At 63.7% G+C, this 20,102-nt stretch carries 21 protein-coding genes; 3 read left to right on the forward strand and 18 right to left on the reverse strand.

What is annotated here, in order from left to right:
- Window positions 1-6 precede the first annotated feature (6 nt).
- From RI444_RS13855 to RI444_RS13870, 4 genes are all read right to left on the reverse strand, one after another.
- Window positions 7-1,020, reverse strand: coding sequence for an exonuclease domain-containing protein (locus tag RI444_RS13855; RefSeq protein ID WP_069695139.1), 1,014 nt, complete (start codon window positions 1,018-1,020; stop codon window positions 7-9).
- 108 nt (window positions 1,021-1,128) lie between these two features.
- Complete coding sequence (locus RI444_RS13860; RefSeq protein WP_207604463.1) at window positions 1,129-1,815, reverse strand: hypothetical protein; 687 nt, start codon at window positions 1,813-1,815, stop codon at window positions 1,129-1,131.
- Complete coding sequence (locus RI444_RS13865; RefSeq protein ID WP_043427314.1) at window positions 1,812-2,738, reverse strand: ABC transporter ATP-binding protein; 927 nt, start codon at window positions 2,736-2,738, stop codon at window positions 1,812-1,814. The genes RI444_RS13860 and RI444_RS13865 overlap by 4 nt, the downstream gene beginning before the upstream one ends.
- Before the next feature lie 5 nt (window positions 2,739-2,743).
- Window positions 2,744-3,145: a GntR family transcriptional regulator gene (locus tag RI444_RS13870; protein ID WP_031216060.1), complete on the reverse strand. Its 402-nt coding sequence runs from the start codon at window positions 3,143-3,145 to the stop codon at window positions 2,744-2,746.
- A 128-nt stretch (window positions 3,146-3,273) separates the two neighbouring features.
- On the opposite strand from RI444_RS13870, the gene RI444_RS13875 reads away from it, so the two are divergent.
- A complete protein-coding gene (locus tag RI444_RS13875; protein WP_031216061.1) occupies window positions 3,274-4,038 on the forward strand; it encodes a DedA family protein in 765 nt (254 codons plus the stop codon).
- A gap of 103 nt (window positions 4,039-4,141) precedes the next feature.
- Here RI444_RS13875 and rdgB read toward each other — a convergent pair whose 3' ends face one another.
- The 6 genes from rdgB to clpS all read right to left on the reverse strand — a co-directional run bounded on the left by rdgB (window position 4,142) and on the right by clpS (window position 8,419).
- Complete coding sequence (gene rdgB, locus RI444_RS13880; RefSeq protein ID WP_207604462.1) at window positions 4,142-4,804, reverse strand: RdgB/HAM1 family non-canonical purine NTP pyrophosphatase; 663 nt, start codon at window positions 4,802-4,804, stop codon at window positions 4,142-4,144.
- The gene (rph, locus tag RI444_RS13885) at window positions 4,801-5,559 is read right to left on the reverse strand and encodes a ribonuclease PH (RefSeq protein ID WP_207604460.1); all 759 of its coding nucleotides are present in this window, start codon (window positions 5,557-5,559) and stop codon (window positions 4,801-4,803) included. The genes rdgB and rph overlap by 4 nt, the downstream gene beginning before the upstream one ends.
- Before the next feature lie 42 nt (window positions 5,560-5,601).
- A complete protein-coding gene (locus tag RI444_RS13890; RefSeq protein ID WP_207604459.1) occupies window positions 5,602-6,399 on the reverse strand; it encodes an MBL fold metallo-hydrolase in 798 nt (265 codons plus the stop codon).
- Window positions 6,396-7,391: a glutamate racemase gene (gene murI, locus RI444_RS13895; protein ID WP_021470971.1), complete on the reverse strand. Its 996-nt coding sequence runs from the start codon at window positions 7,389-7,391 to the stop codon at window positions 6,396-6,398. The genes RI444_RS13890 and murI overlap by 4 nt, the downstream gene beginning before the upstream one ends.
- Before the next feature lie 106 nt (window positions 7,392-7,497).
- A complete protein-coding gene (locus RI444_RS13900) occupies window positions 7,498-8,064 on the reverse strand; it encodes a DUF2017 domain-containing protein (protein ID WP_021470972.1) in 567 nt (188 codons plus the stop codon).
- Complete coding sequence (gene clpS, locus RI444_RS13905) at window positions 8,057-8,419, reverse strand: ATP-dependent Clp protease adapter ClpS (RefSeq protein WP_021470973.1); 363 nt, start codon at window positions 8,417-8,419, stop codon at window positions 8,057-8,059. Before clpS ends, RI444_RS13900 begins: the two co-directional genes overlap by 8 nt.
- Before the next feature lie 77 nt (window positions 8,420-8,496).
- On the opposite strand from clpS, the gene RI444_RS13910 reads away from it, so the two are divergent.
- Entirely contained in the window at window positions 8,497-9,786 is a 1,290-nt protein-coding gene (locus RI444_RS13910) for a nicotinate phosphoribosyltransferase (protein ID WP_069695140.1), read from the forward strand.
- A complete protein-coding gene (locus tag RI444_RS13915) occupies window positions 9,786-10,412 on the forward strand; it encodes an isochorismatase family protein (protein WP_021470975.1) in 627 nt (208 codons plus the stop codon). Before RI444_RS13910 ends, RI444_RS13915 begins: the two co-directional genes overlap by 1 nt.
- Before the next feature lie 231 nt (window positions 10,413-10,643).
- Here the strand turns inward: RI444_RS13915 and RI444_RS13920 are convergent, their stop codons facing one another.
- The 8 genes from RI444_RS13920 to RI444_RS13955 all read right to left on the reverse strand — a co-directional run bounded on the left by RI444_RS13920 (window position 10,644) and on the right by RI444_RS13955 (window position 20,082).
- Window positions 10,644-12,416, reverse strand: a complete 1,773-nt coding sequence (locus tag RI444_RS13920) for a DEAD/DEAH box helicase (protein ID WP_062097147.1) — start codon at window positions 12,414-12,416, stop codon at window positions 10,644-10,646.
- Window positions 12,417-12,531: 115 nt separating this feature from the next.
- On the reverse strand, window positions 12,532-12,858 hold the full coding sequence (locus RI444_RS13925) for a DUF3039 domain-containing protein (protein WP_062097149.1): 327 nt from the start codon (window positions 12,856-12,858) through the stop codon (window positions 12,532-12,534).
- Window positions 12,859-12,866: 8 nt separating this feature from the next.
- On the reverse strand, window positions 12,867-13,649 hold the full coding sequence (nagB, locus tag RI444_RS13930; RefSeq protein ID WP_062097151.1) for a glucosamine-6-phosphate deaminase: 783 nt from the start codon (window positions 13,647-13,649) through the stop codon (window positions 12,867-12,869).
- 99 nt (window positions 13,650-13,748) lie between these two features.
- Complete coding sequence (locus tag RI444_RS13935) at window positions 13,749-15,320, reverse strand: transporter (protein ID WP_207604457.1); 1,572 nt, start codon at window positions 15,318-15,320, stop codon at window positions 13,749-13,751.
- Window positions 15,302-16,168 carry an ABC transporter ATP-binding protein gene (locus RI444_RS13940; protein WP_242703039.1) on the reverse strand — a complete coding sequence of 289 codons (867 nt, stop codon included), beginning with the start codon at window positions 16,166-16,168 and terminating at the stop codon, window positions 15,302-15,304. Before RI444_RS13940 ends, RI444_RS13935 begins: the two co-directional genes overlap by 19 nt.
- 39 nt (window positions 16,169-16,207) lie before the next feature.
- Entirely contained in the window at window positions 16,208-17,308 is a 1,101-nt protein-coding gene (locus RI444_RS13945; protein WP_207604456.1) for an NADH:flavin oxidoreductase/NADH oxidase, read from the reverse strand.
- A complete protein-coding gene (locus RI444_RS13950) occupies window positions 17,308-18,294 on the reverse strand; it encodes a tetratricopeptide repeat protein (RefSeq protein WP_207604455.1) in 987 nt (328 codons plus the stop codon). Before RI444_RS13950 ends, RI444_RS13945 begins: the two co-directional genes overlap by 1 nt.
- 36 nt (window positions 18,295-18,330) lie before the next feature.
- The gene (locus RI444_RS13955; RefSeq protein ID WP_021470983.1) at window positions 18,331-20,082 is read right to left on the reverse strand and encodes a hypothetical protein; all 1,752 of its coding nucleotides are present in this window, start codon (window positions 20,080-20,082) and stop codon (window positions 18,331-18,333) included.
- Window positions 20,083-20,102: the final 20 nt, after the last annotated feature.

Genomic DNA, 20,102 nt, shown 5'->3' on the forward strand with positions numbered 1-20,102 from the left:
TGCCGCCTAGTTGCCGCCCACCATTTGGAGGAATTCTCCCTCGGACACCACTTCGATCTGCTGCCCTTTGGCGTGGAGTTCCAGGACGCGCTTTGCCTTGCCCGTGAGCCTGCCGGCACGAAGGTCCCCGGCGACGAAACCGTCCCCCACCACCAACACCGTAGTGCGGGCAGTCACCCTGCTCTCGGGACTGGCACCCAGGTCCGCGGCACGTGCCTTCGCCTCGGGGCGGGGCATTGCCAAATCGCCGGTGAAGACCACTGTCTGGCCGAACAACGGGTGGCCTGGTTCAGCACCGGGGTTGGGCAGCGGGTTGGGACCTTCCTCGGGCCAGGGCGACCACGCACGCTTGGCCGGCGGGTTTGGCGAGCCCGGCCCTGACACCCCGGTTCCCACCAAACGTGCCGCGAGCGCGGACGCAGTGGCTTTGGACAGTCCGAAGGCCGGGTCAAAGGCCGGTTGCCGCGGGAGTGCCAGGCCCAACGAAAGGTAGAGTTCGGCGATGCTGTTGGCACTGTTGCGCCGTGCAATGTCGATGAGGATTCCGGCGCACGCGCGGGCATCCTCAGTGGCGTCGTGGTGGTTGACCAATGGAACGCCGGCCTCTTCGGCAGCGTAGGGCAGGGAGTTGGAAACCAACGAGTAGCACCGGCGGGACAACATCACCGTGCAGACGTACTCGTACGCTGGTCCGGGCAACCCGGAGACTTCCAGGCCGGAGCGGATGACACCCAGATCAAATGCTGCGTTATGCGCTGCGAGGATGTCATCGCCGATGAAGGCGCCGATCTCCGGGAACAACTCACCGAACCTGGGCATGCCGGCTACGTCTTCGGCGCGGATGCCGTGGATCCGCGTGTTGTGGTACTCGAAGTGGTCATGGTTCTCCGGCGGCCGCATCAACCAGGAGGCTTCTTCCACCACCACTCCGTTGCGGACTTTGCTGAGCCCGACCGAACAGGGAGAGCCCCTGAAGCCGTTGGCCGTTTCAAAGTCGATCGCCGTAAAGTCCAATGCCACTGGACAAGGGTACAGGCGGGAAGGGCGGCCCTTTCGCCGATTTCCCGGCGGGGCGGCCCTTCCAGCCTGCGAGTGTGGCGAACGCTACATCAAGCGCGCGATGGAGGCTTAGGGCGTTGCACGCCGAAGCGTGGAGTAGGAACCGGCTGCCAGGACTACACACAGCAGGGCCGTCCACCCGCTGATGCTCAACGGACTTTGCTGGGCGAACCACGCACCAACCGAGCCCCACCATTGTTGGACGGTAGCCAGGGCCACGAAGCCCACGAGCACCATGGCCGTCCCCAAGGTGGAGATCAGCACTCCGGCGGCCCCCCAGCGCTTGAAGATCGTGGCGAACCAGAAACCGACGATGAACATCAGCATCATCACGACGAAGAAGAACGCGGCGGTGGAGTACCAAGGCCCGTCAGTGATCCACGGGATGTTGAAGAAGTATCCGGAGACCCCCCATCCATTGGTTGCCTTCTCGATAGCCCCGCCAAGGAGGTACAGCACCGACATGCCCAGGGCGATCACTGCAAACAGGCCCAAGGAACCGGCGTAGAAGGCCTTGCGGCTGATGCTGAGGCCCTGGGAGAAGGGGAACACCAGCGTCATGCTCTGGATTCCAAGGACCATGAAGTACCACAGCGGCGCCTGGCTCCCGCCGCCGTACTTTGCCTCGTCGACAGGAATCAGGGCAAAGATGGCCAATGACATCAGGAACGAGGAGGCGAGGATCACCAAGGGCCAGCCGATAAACGTCCATCTGTTGATCAGTTGCATTCGTGCAACTGCCATTGTCCGGCTCATCGGGTTGCCTCCATCGTGCCATCTGAGAATTCGGATTGGGGCTGTGAAGCCGTTGATCCCGTGCGGGCCATGGTCTTGCGTACCACCAGTTGCTGCAGCGAAACCGGGGACAATTCGAGCCCCAATTCCTCCGCTTCTGCCCTTGCCTGCCTGTCCAGCGCCTGGTCCACGGTGACCGAGGCGAGGGATCCCAAGGTTTCCCTGTGCAGGACGGGGCGGCCGGCGAGGAAAGCGTCCACTTTGTCCGCGGACCCGGACACGGTGACGGCCGAACCACGGATGTCGTCGGCGTCGGCATCCATGATGATCCGTCCGCGGTCAATGACCACCACGTGCTCCAAGAGGTTTGCCACCTCGTCGATCAGATGCGAGGAGAGGATGATCGTGCGGGGAAATTCCGCGTAATCCTGTACCAGCCGGTCGTAGAACAGCTGGCGCGCAACAGCATCGAGGCCGAGGTAGGGCTCATCAAAGAACGTGAGCTCCGCCCGTGATGCCAGGCCTATGATGACCCCCACGGCAGAGAGCTGGCCGCGGGACAGCTTCTTGATCCGGCGCTTCATCGGGAGCTGGAACTCTTCGGCCAGCAGCTCCGCAAAGCCTTGGTCCCAGTTCTTGTAGAACAGCGCAGCGGAACGGAACGCATGGCGGGGTTGGAAATCATCAGGGTACTTCTGCGACTCGCGGATGAAGCAGATCCGTGAAAGTACGGCGTCGTTCTCATAAGCCGCTTTTCCAAAAACCAGCGCATCCCCGGAAGTGGCGAAGGCCTGGGCCGTCAGGATGGACATCAGCGTGGTCTTCCCAGCGCCGTTGCGGCCCAGGAGACCGTAGATCCGGTTGGCGGCCAGGCTTAGGTTGACGTCCTCCAACGCGTTGACGTCTTTATAGCGCTTGCTCAGGTTACGGGCCTCGACGATCATCTCGTTCACAGGGCCGCGCTCCTTTCCTTGTCGTTTCCGGCATCAGGAGCCAGCCTGGCGCCGCGTTCAATCATGTGGTTCAGCTGCTCGGCCGAAATGCCCAATTTGCGGGCCTCAACGGTCAGCGGCCTGACGTACTGCTCAAAGAACTCTTCGGTCCGCCGCGCAATGAGTTGCGCGCGGGCCCCTGTGGCAACGAACATCCCGATCCCCCTGCGTTTGTAAAGAATCCCGGAGTCCACCAGCACATTCACTCCTTTGGCGGCTGTGGCCGGGTTGATGCGATGGAAGGCCGCGAACTCGTTGGTGGAGGGCACTTGCGACTCCTCCGGCATGGTTCCGTCCACGATCCCGTTCTCGATGAGTTCCGCGATCTGCAGGAAGATCGGCTTGCTGTCGTCGATCACCGGCGGCACACCATCTTTGGTTCATTACTCATGTAACTAACCATACAAGCGAGAGACCACACGTCAAGGGCTTCCTGAAAAACAGCCCACCGCAGTTCCAGTAGGCTTAATGGGTGATCTTTACTGCGATGAGCGACTTTGCCGTATCCACTTTTGGAGGCGCGGGACCGGTACGGCCACCCATGGCGTCATTCCTGCCGGACTGGCTGAACCCCCAGATCTTCCTTGCCGACCCCGCACTTGCCCCGTGGGTTGTGCTGCTGGTGTGCGGCATTGTCTTTGCCGAGACCGGGTTGCTGGTCGGGTTTTTCCTGCCCGGAGACTCCATGCTCTTCACGGCGGGTCTCCTCGTGGCAACGGACACCATCAAGTTCAATATCTGGGCACTGGCCGGTCTGATCATCGTGGCCGCGATCGTCGGCAACCAGACCGGTTACCTCATAGGCTCCAAAGCGGGCCCGGCAATCTTCAACCGGCCGGACTCCCGCCTCTTCAAGAAGGAAAACGTCGAAAGCGCCCATGCCTTCTTCGAAAAGCATGGCGGCAAAGCGCTGATCCTGGCCCGTTTCGTCCCCATCATCCGGACCTTCGTCCCCGTGATCGTCGGCGTGGCCCAGATGGACAAGCGGAAGTTCTTCCTTTTCAACGTCATTGGCGCCGTCCTCTGGGGCGGTGGCGTGACGCTCCTGGGCTACCTCCTCGGCGACCGCGTGCCGTGGGTCAGTGACAACCTTGACATCATCTTCATCGTCATCGTCCTGATTTCGGTGATTCCGGTCTTCATCGAAGTAGGCCGTGGCTTCATCGCAAAGCGCAAGGCCGAAGCCGAGGGCACGGACCCTGTAGAAGAATTCATCGAAGAACACGAACCCGAAAAGCACGGCGAGCACTAAGCGGCAGCCAGGCCTCGCCGGCACAGAAGCGAGCAGCACAGACAAGAGCAGTACAGACGAGAAAGGCGCCCCGAGGGGCGCCTTTCTTGTCTATGCCCTGAAACTAACCGCGGGGTTCGGAGAGGGCCTCAACGATCGCAGGAAGAAGGGCGCGGAACGCCTGTCCCCTGTGGCTGATCGCGTTCTTCTCCTCGAAGCCCAGCTCTGCGCAACTGCGGTCCATGCCCTTGGGCTGCAGGATGGGATCGTAACCAAAACCACCGTCGCCGCGGGGTTCGCGAAGCAGGGTCCCTTCAAGCTGGCCGTACTCAACCGTTTCACGGGAGATCCCGGCCGGGCCGGGCACTGCCAACGCTGCTGCACAGACAAACGCAGCGCCCCTGGAGGCATCGGGAACGTCGGAGAGTTGGGCAAGCAGCAATTGCAGGTTCGCAGCGTCATCACCGTGCTTGCCCGACCAGCGCGCAGAGAAGATCCCCGGCGCCCCGCCCAGGACGTCCACGGCAAGGCCGGAATCGTCGGCAATGGCAACCAGTCCGGTGGCTTCGGCAACGGCCCGGGCCTTCAGGAGTGAGTTCTCCGCGAAGGTAACGCCCGTCTCGGCAACGTCAGGGGCACCTACGGCTGCTGCATCCACCACTTGGGTGTCCACGTCCACGCCGGGCACCTGGCCGCGGAGCAGTTCCCTGAGCTCCCTCAGTTTGCCCTTGTTGTGCGTGGCCAGAACCAGCACCGGGCCACCGTCCTGCGAGTTGGTGCCGCTCACGGCGCCTCCGCCAGGGTTTCGCGCTGGATGGCTGCCAGCTGGCCCGTCCCGATCAAGGCAAGGTCCAGAAGGGCATTGAGTTCATCACGGTCAAAAGGAGCGCCTTCGGCAGTGCCTTGGACTTCCACAAACTTACCGGAGCCGGTGACCACTACGTTCATGTCCGTCTCTGCGCGGACATCCTCCACGTAGGGAAGGTCCAACATTGGAACGCCGTCGATGATCCCCACGGAAACAGCTGCAATGGTGTCCACCAGGGGTTCTGCGTGCCGGGAGATGAGCTTGTTCTCCCGGGCGAAGCGGATGGCTTCGGCAAGCGCAACGTAGGCGCCGGTGATCGCCGCGGTGCGGGTTCCGCCGTCGGCTTGGAGGACATCGCAGTCAAGGACAATGGTGTTCTCGCCCAAGGCCTTGGTGTCGATGATGGAGCGCAACGACCGCCCGATCAAGCGGGAGATCTCATGGGTGCGGCCGCCGATCTTGCCCTTGACGGATTCACGGTCGGACCGGGTGTTCGTAGCCCGGGGCAGCATCGCGTACTCGGCGGTGACCCAACCGCGGCCTTCGCCTCTGAGCCACCGCGGGACGCCTTCCGTGAGGGAAGCAATGCACAGCACACGCGTGTTGCCGAACTCGATAAGCGCGGACCCTTCGGCCTGCTTGGACCATCCCCTGGTGATGCTGATGGGGCGGAGTTGATCGGGGGTCCTGCCATCGGCACGGATAACGGGGGCGGCTGTTGCTTCTGAAGTCATGCCCCCAGCCTATCGAGGATGCAGGGCTGCGGCCCAGTTGGGCTAGACCGTGTAGTGGACCCCTGCAACAGCCACAGCGACGTCACCGCTGAACACCGGCTTGGCCTCAGCCATCACTTTCGTCTGGGACGTCCAGACGGGGATGTGGGTCAGCAGCAGCCGCCTGGCTCCAGCGTTCACCGCAGCCTCCGCGGCACGCTTCCCGGTGAGGTGGACGTCCTTGATGGCGTCATCGCGGCCTTCCTCGAAGGCCGCTTCGCACAGGAAAAGGTCCGCCCCCTGCGCCGCGTCTTCCAGGCCTTGGCAGGAATCGGTGTCCCCGGAATACGTCAACACCCGGGTCACCGGCGTGCCGTCCTTGCCCGGCTCTGTTGCGGTGACACGCAATGCGTAGCACTCTTCCACCGGATGGTTCACGCCGTACGGGGTCACGGTGAAGGGTCCGACCGTCACGGGCTTTTGCTCCGCCCAGTTGGTGAAGTCGAATTCCTCGTGCATACCGGGATCAAGGTCGAGCCCGTACGCGGTTGCCATCCGGTCCGCCGTCGCAGCGGGACCCCACACGGGAAGACGGTCACGGCCCCAACCGCCCGGCTTCCATCGGACAGCAACATGCAGGCCACAGAGGTCCATGCAGTGGTCCGGGTGCAGGTGGGTCAGGAAAATGGCGTCGATGTCCTCCAGGTCGGTGTACCGCTGGATGGCCCCCAGGGCGCCACTGCCGAGATCCATGACAATTTTCCACTCGCGCTCACCGTCGTGGGCGGTCACCAAATAGCACGACGCCGGCGAGCCGGGTCCCGGGAATGAGCCCGTGCAGCCCACGATCGTCAGCTTCATAGTCCACTCTCCGTCGCAGCCCGCGTACCGTTGTCCGGCTGGACGAAATAGGACCGGCGGGCCAAGCCCGCCCCGGCCCTGGCCGCTGCAAGCATCTCCGGCGTAATACGGGCAAGGCTACCTGTTGGATACTGGGCGGAGACATGGTCGACATGCTTGACCGAGAGAACTTCCGGCCCAAGGAACCTGCGGGCAAGGGTCTCGAATTGGGCTGCGTCACCGGTGGCAATGAACTCATGGCTGGGCGCACTTGCCTCAGTCCGCTGGATGCCGCCGTTCGCCAGGGCCCGGTAGACGTCCTTGGCGGTCTCCTCCGCACTGGAGACGAGGGTGACGTCCTCACCCATCACGAACGAGATCACGCCGGTGAGCAAGGGATAGTGCGTGCAGCCCAGGACTACGGTGTCCACGTTGGACTGCTTGAGTGGTTCCAGATATTCGTTTGCTGCCGCCAGGAGCTCCGGGCCCGTGGTGATTCCCGCCTCGACGAAGTTTACGAACGAGGGGCAGGCCACGGACGTAATCGAAAGGTCCGGAGCCGCGGCAAAGGTGTCCTCGTAGGCCCTGGAACCCACGGTGGCAGATGTCCCGATGACTCCGATGCGCCCGGTCCGGGTGGCGGACACTGCGCGCCGGACCGCCGGTTGGATCACCTCGATGACCGGAATTCCGTAACGGGCCGTGTAGCGCTCCCGGGCGTCCCGAAGCACCGCGGCCGAGGCGGAATTGCAGGCGATGGTGAGCAGCTTGACGCCCGAATCCACCAGTTCGTCCATGACGCCGAGGGCATTGGCCCGGACCTCGGCAATAGGCAACGGCCCGTAGGGTCCATGGGCGGTGTCCCCCACGTACAGGATTGACTCGTTGGGGAGCTGGTCGATGATGGAGCGGGCCACCGTCAGGCCACCAACACCGGAATCGAAAACACCGATCGGACGCGCGCCCATAAGCTCAGTGGAAACGCCTGTTGAGTTGCCCGATGCTGAAGTCATGATTATTCGAGAATAAGGCTTCCCTTGGTGCGCGGCCATTAGCTGCGTCTCCCCGCCCGTGTCTGATTTGTCACACGGGAGCGGCGGCAGCGTCCGTCCGCGCGGCTCAGGGCTTCGCCTGCCGCGCGGCCAACATCGACTGAACCAACGACTCCTGGAGCCACGTGGTGAAGTTGTAGACCAAGGCCAGGTAGCTCTCAACATCCTCGGCCTGGCTCCAGTCCTGCATGCTGTGGACATGGTCGGCGTCAGCCTCGTCCCGGATGTCGAGGCGCTCGGCCAAGACAAGGCGGACATCGTTCAGCGCCATGGACCAACGCTGGGCATCGGCCGGCGTCAGGACGAGGTCGTCCTTGTCCAACCCCATTGCCGTTGCCCGCAGGGCACCGATTTTGCTTTCCCGCACCGAGCGCTCGGTGAGTTGCCGGAATTCGAGCGAGCCGGCGTCGTCGTCCTTCATCACGTTGGGCAGCAGCCGCAGGAGGGCGCGGTCGGCAGGCTTCTTCACGTCCATGTCCAGGCCGATCATGGCCGCCAACGGATCTTCATTCTCCTTGGCCTCAGACTCGAGCATGGAAATGACGTCGTCCAGAAGCCCGCGAAGAAGATCCCGTTCGGCCGGTTCGAGGTAGCCGGTGATGCCCTTGAGTCCGTATTTGAATGCCTTAGCCACTCTGGCGGCCGCCCTTTCCGGGTGTTTCGTTGCCGCTGGCGGCCTTTTCCACGGTGGCCCACAAGCCGAAGCCATGCATGGCTACAGCGTGCTGCTCAACCTGCTCCTTGCTCCCGTGGGCCACAATGGACCGGCCTTTCCGGTGAACTTCCATCATGAGTTTGTGTGCCTTGGACTCGGAATAGCCAAAGTAGCTCTGGAAAACATAGCTGACGTAGCTCATGAGGTTGACGGGGTCGTTCCAGATCACAAGGTTCCAGGGGATGTCCGGGGCGGTCAGGACATCAGTGGCAGCCAGCTCTGAAGCTTCCGTCCGTTCATCAATATCCGTACCAAACGCAACGCTAGGGCTCATCTGTCCATTCTATGGCGGCTCGCACTAGAGTGAATTTCGTGAGTAGAGCCACGTCGTGGGACCACCCCGCAACTTCCTTGTACACAGACCATTACGAACTGACGATGCTGCAGGCGGCACTCCACTCGGGGGCCGCGCACCGCCGTTCGGTATTCGAGGCATTCGCCCGCCGCCTCCCCGACGGACGCCGGTACGGCGTGGTCGGCGGGACCGGACGCCTGCTCGAGGGGATCGCCGATTTCCGGTTCGGGGACGCCGAGCTTGAATTCCTGGCGAAGAACAAGGTGGTCAACCCGGAAACACTGGATTACCTCGCCAACTACAAATTCAGCGGAGACATCTGGGGTTACGCGGAGGGAGACGCCTATTTCCCCAACTCCCCCATCCTCATTGTTGAATCAACGTTCGCCGAAGCCTGCATCCTGGAGACCTACATCCTCTCGGTCCTCAACCACGACAGCGCCATCGCCTCGGCCGCCTCGAGGATGACCTCGGCGGCCGGGAACCGCCCGTGCATCGAGATGGGCTCCCGGCGCACCCAGGAGGAATCGGCGACGGCGGCAGCACGTGCCGCTGTCATCGCCGGCTTTGCCAGCACCTCCAACCTGGAAGCCGGCAGGCGCTACGGGATCAAGACCGTGGGCACGGCGGCCCACTCCTTCACGCTTCTTCACGACACCGAGCGGGAGGCCTTCGAGGCCCAGATCGCGGCTTTCGGCCCGGGAACATCCCTGCTGGTGGATACCTACGACGTCGAGACGGCGGTCCGCACCGCCGTCGAGCTCGCGGGCGACAAACTGGGCGCCGTGCGCCTGGACTCCGGAGACCTCGTGGCGCAGGCCCAGTGGGTCCGGCAATTGCTGGATGACCTGGGGAACGTCAACACCCGGATCGTGGTGACCTCCGATCTGGACGAGTACGCCATTGCCGCCCTCCAGTCCGCACCCGTGGACTCCTACGGTGTGGGCACCTCGCTGGTCACCGGTTCCGGAGCACCCACGGCAAGCATGGTCTACAAATTGGTCAGCCGCACCAACGACGCCGGCGAGTTCATTTCGGTTGCGAAGGCCGCCAAGAACAAGACCAGCGTGGGCGGACGCAAATATGCCCTTCGAAAACTCAACGAACGCGGCAAGGCAACGCAGGAGGTCGTGGGCATCGGACACCGGCCCGAGGATGACGGAAACGACCGTTCACTGCTGCAGCAGTTCGTGAAAAACGGCGAGGTCCTCCCCGGCTGGACTGGTCCTGAAGGCGTCATCCGGGCCAAGGAGCGCCACGCTGCCAGCATGGCTGAACTGCCCGCCGTCGTGAACCGGCTGCAGCGTGGCGAAGCAGCGATCCCCACCGTGTACGAGGAGAACTGATGTCCAAGGCACTGATCATCGTCGACGTCCAGAACGACTTCTGCGAGGGCGGCTCACTGGCTGTTAATGGCGGAGCCGCAGTGGCGGCCGCCATCAGCGAATACCTTGACGCGAACCAGCAGCAGTACGACCACATTGTGGCAACGCAGGACTGGCACATCGAGCCCGGCGACCATTTCTCCGATACTCCGGACATGGTGGACTCCTGGCCACCGCACTGCCGCGCGCGGACCAAGGGCGCCGAAATCCACGAGGACCTCGACCCCGAATTCATCCAAGCGTATTTCCGGAAGGGGCAGTACACCGCCGCCTATTCCGGATTCGAGGGAGTGCTCGCCCCGGAAGACGACGTTCCTTCCGGCGACTTGAAAGCGGGACAGGCGGTCACTGAAGTGCTGGATGAGGACGCGATCGGCCTGGATGACTGGTTGCAAAGCCACGATGTGGAAGACGTGGTGGTGGTAGGACTGGCCACCGATTACTGCGTCCGGGCCACGGCATTGGATGCCGTGCAGGCGGGGTACAACACCACGGTCATTGCGGAGCTGACAGCGGGGATAGCCGAGGACCCGGAGGAGGTCTTCGAGGAACTGGAAGCCGCAGGGGTCGAAGTCGAACGCCCCTGACGCTCTATCACATCCCACCCCACCTCCCCCAACGCTCCATCACATCCCACCTCCCCCAACGCCCTATCACCGGCCTATCAGCTGTCAGACGACGAAACGCTCCCCTTTTGGGGTGCGTTTCGTTCATTTTCTTGAAGGCACCAGTGATAGAGGAAACCCCCCAACACGTCGGGACGTGATAGAGGAAGGGCCCCAACCCGTCGGGACGTGATAGAGGAAGCGCCGGGCGGGCTACTTGCGTCCGATGAACCAGTCCTGGAGCTTGCGCAGGCGAGCCTGAAGCTGTTCTTCGTTCGCTTGCGCCACGGCCGGGCCGCCACACAATTCCCGCAGCTTTGTGTGCACCACGCCATGGGGGGTTCCGGTCCGCGCGGACCAGGCGGAGACATTCTTGGCCAATTCGTTCCGCAGATCCATCAGCATGCGGTGATCCGGTATGGCGGGGGCTGCTTCCGCTGCCGGAGCCTTCCGATTCCTGCGCGACTGCTGTTCGTGCTGGCGCTGGCGGAGGAGCATGCCCACTTGGTCGGCGTCGAGGAGCCCCGGGATGCCCAGAAAGTCGAGCTCCTCGTCCGAACCGATGTCTCCCCCGGTGCCGAACTCGCCGCCGTCGAACAGCACACGGTCAAACGAGGCCTGGGAGTCCAGGGCCTCGAACTTCCCCTTGGTGAGTTCGTCAGAGGCCTTATCCTCACGGTTGGCCTCCGCCATGAGGTTTTCCTCAGGGTTGAAAAGGCCGTCGTCGTCCTTCTCCGGCCGGTCAAGCGCGTGGTCCCGTTCGGCCTCCATCGAGTTCGCGAGGACCATCAGCGGCGGTACGGACGGCAGGAAGACCGACGCCGTCTCGCCCCGCTTGCGGGCACGCACGAAGCGACCTACTGCCTGGGCGAAAAAGAGCGGCGTGGACGTTGACGTCGCATAGACACCCACCGCCAGGCGGGGAACGTCGACGCCTTCCGACACCATGCGGACCGCAACCATCCATCGCTGGTTTCCTGCGGAGAATTCCTCGATCTTGCTCGATGCCTTGGAATCATCGGAAAGGATCACCGTGGGCGATTCGCCGGTGATCTTCTTCAACTGCCCGGCGTAAGCGCGCGCATCCTCGTGGTCCGTGGCAATGACCAGCGCCCCGGCGTCGGGAACGGTCCGGCGGACCTCGCTCAAGCGTTTGTCAGCCGCAGCGAGGACAGCAGGAATCCATTCACCTGCCGGGTTCAGTGCTGTTCGCCATGCCTGGGACGTGATGTCCTTGGTGACCGCCGCTTCGCCGAGCGAGGCCGCCATCTCATCACCGGCACTGGTGCGCCAGCGCATCTGGCCCGAGTAGGCCATGAAGAGTACCGGACGCACCACGTGGTCGCGGAGTGCGTCACCGTACCCGTAGGTGTAGTCGGCCTTGGAACGCCTGATTCCGTCCCGGTCCTCCGCGTACTCAACGAACGGAATCGGGGAAGTATCCGAGCGGAAGGGCGTACCCGTCAGGGACAAGCGGCGCGCGGCCGGATCAAAGGCTTCGCGAAGCCCGTCACCCCAGGACAGCGCTTCGCCGCCGTGGTGGATCTCGTCCAGGATCACGAGCGTGCGTGCGGCTTCGGTCTTGGCCCGATGCAACATGGGCTTGCTGGCCACCTGGGCGTAGGTCACGGCAACACCAACGAATCCGCGGCCGTGCTGGCCATCGGAATTCTTGAAGTTGGGATCAATGGCAATTCCGACACGGGCGGCGGCATCTGCCCACTGCCTCTTCAAGTGGTCGGTCGGCGCCACGATGGTCACGCGGTTGACCACGCCGGTGTCGAGCAAAGTGGTGGCAATCCGCAGCGCGAAGGTCGTCTTACCGGCACCCGGCGTAGCAACGGCAAGGAAGTCCTTGGGGCTGCGGGTCATGTAGAGGTCCAGGGCCTCCTGCTGCCAGGCGCGCAGCTTCGGGGCGGTGCCCCACGCTGCGCGTTCCGGATAGGCGGGAGGCAGGGATGGGCCACCAAAAAGTGTTTCTGTCATGCGAGGTCCCCCAGGCAAATGGCAGCGCCCGGCGCTTCCGGCCTCACGGCCGGAACGGGGCGGCAAGCCGCTAAGCGGCAGTGATCAAAGAGGGCTTGGTGTGACTTTCCGGCCACTACTTGGAATCGCCCGGGCCGCCGTCGTTGCCCGGACGGAGGCCGTCATAGATCTCCTTGCACTCCGGGCAGACAGGGAACTTCTTGGGATCACGGCCCGGCGTCCAGACCTTGCCGCAGAGGGCAATGACGGGCTCGCCGGTCATTGCCGACTCCATGATCTTTTCTTTCCGCACATAGTGCGCAAACCGCTCACGATCGCCGGGTTCCACTTCCTGGCGCGTTTCCTCGCGCTCAATGGTGGCAGTGGACGTTCCGGCTCCGGAAAGCTCTCGCATGGGGTCGTTCTCGAATGGATCCGGAGGAAGCGTAGTCATGCCATCCATCCTACCGGCTAAAGCCCCTGCCACTCCGGCTTGTTGTCGTAGGTGTGGCGATAGTAATCGGCCAACTTCAGCGAGGACGCCGCGGCTTCGTCAACCAGGATGGTGGCATGGGGGTGCATCTGAAGCACGGACGCGGCACAGATCGCCGCCACCGGCCCCTCGACGAAATCCCGCACGGCTTGGGCTTTTTGGGCACCCGTTGCCACCAGGATCACATGCTTGGCGTCCATGATGGTCCCAAGGCCCTGGGTGACAACATGGTGCGGAACTTCATCGATGTTCCTGAAGAACCTGGCGTTGTCCTTACGGGTTTGCTCAATGAGGGTCTTGATGCGGGTGCGCGAGGCAAGCGAGGAGCCGGGCTCGTTGAACCCGATGTGGCCGTCAGTCCCCACGCCCAATATCTGCAGATCCACCCCACCGGCCGCTTTGATGGCATCCTCGTACGCCTGGCAGGCGGCCACCAGATCCGCCGCGGTACCGTCCGGACTGTGGACATTCTCAGGCTTGATGTTCACCCGGTTGGTGAACTCGCGCCGAATAACCTCGCGGTAAGACTCCGGGTGACCAGCCTCAAGCCCGACGTATTCGTCCAACGCAAACCCATGGGCCTGGCTGAAGTCCAGGTTGCCGGCTTCGTAGCGTCGGGCAAGTTCGTCGTAGATGGGCAGCGGCGAAGATCCCGTGGCCAAGCCCAGCACCGCGTTGGGCTTCCTCCTGACCAGCGCCTCGATGGCGTCGGCAGCCAAAGCGCCTATCTGTTTGGTGCCGGGGAGAATGACAACTTCCATCGTCGGGCCTTTCAACGGTTGCGGATGCTTACAAATTACTCTCGAGGATATCCCATGTCCTATAACTAATCATGGTGCTGGCAGGGTTGTGACATGCGCTCACCGGTTCACGCTCAATTGCGCGAACAGTTCAGGACCACGGACGTCCAGCCATCTCCCGCCCAACCGCACACCTGTTATGAAGAGGGCGATCCCCAGCAACGGTCCTATGGCAAGGTTGACCCATCCCGCCTCCGGCCCGCCTGCGATGACTTGAACCAGTACCAATGCCAACTCGGGCAGCAGCAGGACGGTAAGGACCAGCATGCCCACGCCCTGCACCGCGAGTGTCTGGGCCACATTGCCAGGCGGCTTCTTGAACGGGCTGTCGCCGGGCAGAGGAACAGCGACGTTGTAGCGGGCAGAAATGACCGACGACAATCCGAGGCCGGAGAACAACGTTCCCACAGCGAGGCCCAGAAGATTCGGGAGCCAGATCCAGTCTCCGGTGACGGCGATAGGGCCAATGGTGAAGACCAGGACCACGGGCAAGGAAGTAACAAGGCAAGCCAGCGCGCGGCCCAGTCGGTCATCCACGCCACGGACCCCGGAAGCCAGGTGCAAGGCAAAAGCCGTGTTGTCGTAGGAGACATCGGCGGAAATGGACCAAGCCATCATGAACGCCGTCAGCGGGCCGAGGATCATCAGCATGCCATAGCTGCCCGTCTGGCTTCCGCTGAAGAAGAAGATCACCGGAAGCAGCGGTATCACCACCAAGGAGCCGGCGTATCGCGGGTCCTTCAACCAGTACACCAGTGCCCTCGCGGCCACCGCTCCGGCGGGCGTGCCGGGAAGCACCCCGAACAGGCCGAGTTTGCCGCCCTTCTTTGCGGAGCCGCCGGAATACGGAGGCGTGACCAGCGCCCGCTGCAACAGGACGTGCCAGCACCACAGCAACAACGCAAGGGTGGACAGGGCAACGACGGCCTTAAGTCCTGCAGCCGCGAAGTTCCCGGCTTCCAGGTCGCCGCCAAGGGACCATGCCGCACCCAACGGCGTCCAGGAGACGGAGCGGGCAAGTGCCTGCAGGTAATCCCCACTGCCACGGATGCCCTCCACGATCCCCATCATGATGGGCCCCAAAAGCACCAGGGGAATGAAGACGATGATGCTGCTAACGTCCTTGAACCGGCGCGAAGACGCCAGCCCGGCCGTCGCCGTCGTGACGACCTTGGACAGCACTATGCACGTCAGGGCACCCAGGAGAGCACCGATCAAGGCTCCCACGGCAGCCGGAAAACTCCGGGACCATGTCCCTACCGTGCCCAGGGCTGCCAACAGTGTTGCCAGTCCCGGTATCCCGATGAACCCGGCCAATGCCAGGCCCGCGAGCAATTGCCTTGGCGGTATGGCGTAACTGCTGAACCGCGCCGGATCCAGCGTCATGTCCGCAGCGGAAGCCACCAGCGGGATGATTCCCCAGCTGAGGATGGCCGCCGCACCTCCCAACACCACCACGGTGTGGGCAATCCCGGCATCAGCCCAGCGAAGTGCAATCAGGCCTCCGATAAGGAGCGACAGCATGCCGAGGGCATAAAGCAGGCCAAGGCCCATACCAATCAATTGAAGCGGGCTGCGTCTAAAGCCGTTCAGCAGCAGCCGCCACTTGAGCCTCAGAAGGTGCGCAACCATTCGAGCCCCTCCGTCCGGTGACCGCCACCCACAAGCTGGACAAAGCGTTCTTCCAGGGTGGAGCCTGCGCGGACCTCGTCCACGGAACCGGCAGCCAGGACCCGGCCACCGGCAACCACGGCTACGTGGCTGCACATGCGCTGCACGAGGTCCATGACGTGGCTGGAGACGATGACGGTTCCCCCGGAGGCTACATAGCCGTCCAGGATTCCCCTGATGTTGGCCGCGGAAACAGGGTCCACGGACTCGAAGGGCTCGTCCAAGACGAGGAGCCGGGGCGCATGGATCAAGGCAGAGGCCAGCGCAATCTTCTTGGTCATGCCCGCTGAATAGTCCACCACCAGCGAACCCGCATCAGCTTGCAGGTCGAAGGCTGCCAGCAGCTCACCCACCCGGGACTTAACCACGTCCCGGTCCATACCGCGCAGCAGACCTGCGTAGGTCAGCAATTGTTCGCCGGTGAGCCTGTCAAACAAGCGGACACCGTCCGGCAGCACTCCCATGAGTTTCTTGGCTTCCAAGGGACGCGCCCACACGTCCACCCCGTGTACCAGTGCGGTGCCGAAATCCGGACGGAGCAGTCCGGTGGCCATGGACAAGGTGGTGGTTTTGCCGGCCCCGTTGGGGCCAACCATTCCATAAAACGACCCGGCCGGAACTTCGAGGCTCACACCGTCGACGGCAATTTTGTCACCAAAGCGCTTGGCGAGTCCGCGGATGGACAACGCAGAAGGCTGCTGGACCCCGGGAGTTTGTGTCGCCCCGAATACCTCCTGCGGGTGGGCCGTTACCGACGGCTCCTGAGCGGGCAGGGACTGGCTGCTGTTTTCATGGTCTGGTTCCCTCATGCCTCCAGCCTAGCCGGGCACTGTCCGCCTCCGTCAGAGCTAAAAGCCGTGGCGCGGAATGGCCCGTTCGTATTGTGGAACCCACGAAATTTCGTGCCCGATCTCGTATGCAGCGCGCAACCACCAGTGCGGGTCGCGTAGTGCAGCGCGGGCCATGAACACGGCGTCGGCCCGCCCGTTGGCGACGATGTCTTCTGCCTGGGTGGGGCTGGTCAGCAGCCCCACAGCTCCGGTGGGAACACCGGCGTCGTGCTTTACCCGCTCGGCGAAGCCGGCCTGGTAGCCGGGCACGGCCTTGATGGACTGGTGGGCAACCGCGCCGCCGCTGGAAACGTCAACAAGGTCCACGCCGCGCTCTGCGGCCGCACGGGCGAGGCGGACCGAGGCCTCCACATCGACTCCCCCGTCGGCCCAATCCGACGCGGAGATCCGCAGGAGCAACGGCATCGAATCGGGGATCACAGCCCGGACGGCGTCCACCACGGAGAGCATGAGGCGGTTGCGGCCGGCTTCGTCCCCGCCCCACGCGTCCGAGCGGGTATTGATCAGGGGGCTCTGGAACTGGTGCAGGAGGTAGCCGTGGGCGCCATGGATCTCAACGGTGTCGAAGCCGATCGACACCGCTCGTTGCGCTGCGGCTGCAAAGTCGGCCACAACGCCAAGAATTTCTTCTTCCGTCATCGCCGCCGGCGCTGCGTAGCCGTCAAAAGCATCCGTTGTGGGCCCCACCGTTGGCCAACCACCGTCTGCAGGAGGAACGGTCCCGGATTTCCCGGAGAAGGGCCAGTAAGTAGAGGCCTTCCGCCCGGCGTGGGCCAGCTGTGCGCCGATCTTGCAGTCCACGGCCCCGTGGGCATGGACAAATCCGACGATACGCTCCCACGCAGCCGCCTGTTCGTCAGAGTACAGGCCGGCATCGCGCGGGCTGATCCGTCCGGCGGGGTTGACCGCTGCCGCCTCGCTCATGATCAGGGCCGCACCTCCGGACGCAAAGGAACCAAGATGCATCAGGTGCCAGTCGTTGGGCACCCCCTCCCCCGTCTCCGGCAGGCAGCTGTACTGGCACATGGGAGAAACCCAGCCGCGATGCGCGATGGTGAGCGAACGCAGCTGGAGCGGGCTGAACAGCGCGGAGGGCACTAGAACAACACCCTCGCCAACCCTTGCCGCGCCTTGGCAACACGTTCGTCGGATACACCCACTACCTCGAACAGCTCAAGGAGCCGAACACGGGCTGCTTCCCTTTCCTGCCCAAAGTTCCGCCCGATGAAGGCAATGATGCGGTTGAAGCCGTCCTCGACGTGCCCGCCGGACACATCAAGATCGGCGACGCCCAGCTGCGCGTGGACGTTATCAGGCTCCTGTGCGGCAAGTTCCCTGAGGCTTTCGGCATCTGCCGCGCTCAGTTTTTCCAGTCGGGCCATCAGCTCGACCTGGGCCAGGCCCGCCTTCGCATCAGCATCAGCCGGTTGTTCGAGGAGCGCCTGCTTGTAGGCGGCGGCTGCACCGGCGTAGTCGCCGGCTTCAATCGCGTGGATTGCGGCTTGGTGCAGCGGCGGAAGGGGTTCCGGCTCTGCTTCAGCACCCTGGGTGCCGTCGCCGATGCTTCCGGTCACGCCGTTGGCGGCTGCCACTTGGAGGAGTTCCTCCACAAGGCTCTTGATTTGGGCGTCGTCGGCAGGCCCTTGGAAGAGGGGAACCGGCTGGCCTTTGACCACGGCAACGGCCGTGGGAACGGCCTGTACCTGAAATGCCTGGGCAAGCTGCGGGAAGGTGTCTACGTCCGCAGCAGCGAGGACCAGCCTGCCCCCGAAGCTTTCCACGACGCGCTGCGCTGCGGCAAGCACGCCGGGCGAATCGGCCGCGTAGCGCGACCACAAAAGGAAGAGCACAGGCACCTGGGCGGACAGCTGCACCAGGTCCTGGAAATTTGTTTCCGTGGCGTCGACGCGCAGCGACGGGCCTCCGGCTGCAGCTTCTCCGTTCTCCGTGGGCTCCGGAGAGGCGGCCGCGACAGGCGGCTGCGGCGGTGCGGGAGGCCGGCGCAACGACGAGAGGTCGACGGCGCCACGAAGGTTAAGCTGACTGGCAGCGGCTGGAGTGGGACGGTATCCGGGCGAACTCATACCGACCACTCTAGCCGCTGCCATGCCGTGGGAAGGCTACTTGAAGCTGGCTCCCACGAGGCCGCGGGTCGCAGCCACGAGCTTCATCGGATCCGAGGAACCGGCCGGCGGAATGTAGACCGCCACCGACTCTGCGAAGTTCAGCGACATACCCGTCGTGGTTTCCTTGCCACCGGCAAAGACGGCTGAATCGTCTTCAAGGATCAGCTTGTCACCGGCGGCCTTGGGAGTTCCCTCGAAGGAGAAGTCCAGGCGGCCGACCACCAGGGCACCGCCGTCGGCCGTGCGAAGCACTACCGTCTGGTTGGTGACCGGGGTATGGGTGAATTTGAAGTTGGCGCTGGTACCGTTCTTGACCGTCTCCGCCTGGTACGTCAGGGCACCGGCGATGTAAGGCGAGGACTGCCCGTCAGCAAGCTTGCTGCGGTTGGGCGAGTCCGGCGTGGTCAGCATCTCACCAAGGATGCCCAAAGCTTCGTTGCCGCTGTAGGCAAGGCCCGTCTTGTCATCGGCAGCGGCAGGGGCGGTTCCTTCACGGGGCACCGGGAACGAGGGGAAGTTGGTGCCGGGCTGAAGGGGAGCCGTTCCCCACAGCTTGTAGTTCTCGCGCGGCGAGAGCTGGACCAAGGTCAGCACCTGCGGGACCACGTTGCCGTCGCCCTGGGTCAGTGCGAAGACCGTACGCGGCCAGTCGCGCTTGGTGCTGATAACACTGCTTTGCAGCTTGGTGGCGCGGACAGGCATGCGTGCCTCGTAGGCCGAAACCGCGGAACGGATCTTGTAGTTGGCCGTGCGGACCTGGAGTTCCATCATGTCCACGCGCGGTGCCAGCTTGGCGGCGTCCTTGGCGGCATCGGCTGCATCCACAGTGCTGGCCACCTGTTCGAGGATGCGCTGGAGCTGGGACTCGAGCATGACGGGTTGCGCGTCGCCGCCTTCGGCGGCCGGGGCGCTCGGGGAACCCGGGTTCGATGCCGGCACGGCCTGGGCCGCGACGGCCGTTCCGCCCACCAGCGTGGCCACGAGGGCGCCGGCAACGGCAGTGACGCGGAGGGCGGACCCTTCTGTACCTGGCGTACGACGGCGGTCGGCGCCGTCTGCGGGCGACTGCACCGGAAGAGCGGTGGTCTCTCCGCCATCACGGGGGGCATCGTCGTCGTTGTCCTTGCGGCGTGCGGCCAGTGCCCTGGCGACAAACGGCAGTGCCGCGCCGACAAGGATGATGATGATGCCCAGGACGATGAGCGGAACAGCCCACGGTGTGGTGGCGTTGTTCGGGAACGTCATGGAGATCGACGACGGCGCGGGCTTGGTTCCGTCGCTGGCTACCAGCAGCGACCACTCGCCGCCGGCCGGCGGGTTCCACGTGTAGTCGAGCTCGCCGCTGCCTTCTTCGGTGTTGACCCAAAGATCCGAACCTACCGGCGTGGGGGCCGTAGCCTCGCCGTCCTCCGCGGTGACTTCCAGCGACTTCTGGTCCTGCGATACCCCGGTGAGGGTGTTGTGGGCGGTTTCGCCCACCCAGGCTTCGACGTCGTCGGGCCGTCCCGTGGCGACGATGAAGTTTCCTTCACCTTGGATCTTGATCTTCACCGGACCCTCGTGGAGGGCAATCAACTTCTGGTCGATTACCGTCAACGGGGCAGCTTTAGTGTCACTGGGTACCGAGGCCGTCACGGTCTCGGAGGGGGCCCAGAAAGTCAGCTGGCCAATGCCGGCCAGCATCGTCAGCAGGCCCAGCAGCACCAGCGTGGCTGCAGTCTTCAAACGCACAGGATCACCTATCATCAGCGGTCGTTGAACTTCAA

This window comes from Paenarthrobacter sp. AT5 (genome assembly GCF_032764245.1).
Taxonomy (GTDB): Bacteria; Actinomycetota; Actinomycetes; order Actinomycetales; family Micrococcaceae; genus Arthrobacter; species Arthrobacter ureafaciens.

Bases quoted from the DNA above. Each gene is read 5' to 3' on its own strand.
- rph (WP_207604460.1), bottom strand. From the start codon at position 5,559: ATGACTTCAGAAGCAACAGCCGCCCCCGTTATCCGTGCCGATGGCAGG.
- RI444_RS13955 (WP_021470983.1), bottom strand. From the start codon at position 20,082: ATGATAGGTGATCCTGTGCGTTTGAAGACTGCAGCCACGCTGGTGCTG.
- RI444_RS13890 (WP_207604459.1), bottom strand. From the start codon at position 6,399: ATGAAGCTGACGATCGTGGGCTGCACGGGCTCATTCCCGGGACCCGGC.
- RI444_RS13860 (WP_207604463.1), bottom strand. From the start codon at position 1,815: ATGAGCCGGACAATGGCAGTTGCACGAATGCAACTGATCAACAGATGG.
- murI (WP_021470971.1), bottom strand. From the start codon at position 7,391: ATGACTTCAGCATCGGGCAACTCAACAGGCGTTTCCACTGAGCTTATG.
- RI444_RS13935 (WP_207604457.1), bottom strand. From the start codon at position 15,320: ATGGTTGCGCACCTTCTGAGGCTCAAGTGGCGGCTGCTGCTGAACGGC.
- RI444_RS13915 (WP_021470975.1), top strand. From the start codon at position 9,786: ATGTCCAAGGCACTGATCATCGTCGACGTCCAGAACGACTTCTGCGAG.
- RI444_RS13950 (WP_207604455.1), bottom strand. From the start codon at position 18,294: ATGAGTTCGCCCGGATACCGTCCCACTCCAGCCGCTGCCAGTCAGCTT.
- RI444_RS13865 (WP_043427314.1), bottom strand. From the start codon at position 2,738: ATGATCGTCGAGGCCCGTAACCTGAGCAAGCGCTATAAAGACGTCAAC.
- clpS (WP_021470973.1), bottom strand. From the start codon at position 8,419: ATGAGCCCTAGCGTTGCGTTTGGTACGGATATTGATGAACGGACGGAA.
- RI444_RS13875 (WP_031216061.1), top strand. From the start codon at position 3,274: ATGAGCGACTTTGCCGTATCCACTTTTGGAGGCGCGGGACCGGTACGG.
- RI444_RS13925 (WP_062097149.1), bottom strand. From the start codon at position 12,858: ATGGATGGCATGACTACGCTTCCTCCGGATCCATTCGAGAACGACCCC.
- RI444_RS13920 (WP_062097147.1), bottom strand. From the start codon at position 12,416: ATGACAGAAACACTTTTTGGTGGCCCATCCCTGCCTCCCGCCTATCCG.
- RI444_RS13940 (WP_242703039.1), bottom strand. From the start codon at position 16,168: ATGAGGGAACCAGACCATGAAAACAGCAGCCAGTCCCTGCCCGCTCAG.
- nagB (WP_062097151.1), bottom strand. From the start codon at position 13,649: ATGGAAGTTGTCATTCTCCCCGGCACCAAACAGATAGGCGCTTTGGCT.